We start from the raw sequence: 255 nt of genomic DNA, 5'->3' as shown, positions 1-255 counted from the left end.
TCACCAACAGGAGCGTACCTTCTCCCGAAGTTACGGTACCATTTTGCCTAGTTCCTTCAGCCGAGTTCTCTCAAGCGCCTTGGTATTCTCTACCCGACCACCTGTGTCGGTTTGGGGTACGATTCCCGCTAACCTGAAGCTTAGAAGATTTTCCTGGAAGCATGGCATCAACTACTTCAGTCCCTTAGGACCTCGTCATCAGCTCTCAGTCTGCACACTAAAGTGCGATTCCCCGGATTTGCCTAAGAAATCAAC

1 rRNA gene is annotated in these 255 nt (G+C 50.2%); it reads right to left on the bottom strand.

Features of this window, described 5'->3' with window-relative positions:
- Window positions 1-255 (bottom strand): 23S ribosomal RNA (locus MO387_RS21360); the annotation flags it as partial.

Source organism: Shewanella sp. N2AIL, assembly GCF_022690845.1.
Classification (GTDB): Bacteria; Pseudomonadota; Gammaproteobacteria; order Enterobacterales; family Shewanellaceae; genus Shewanella; species Shewanella baltica.
This window is presented reverse-complemented; position numbering and strand designations above follow the sequence as displayed.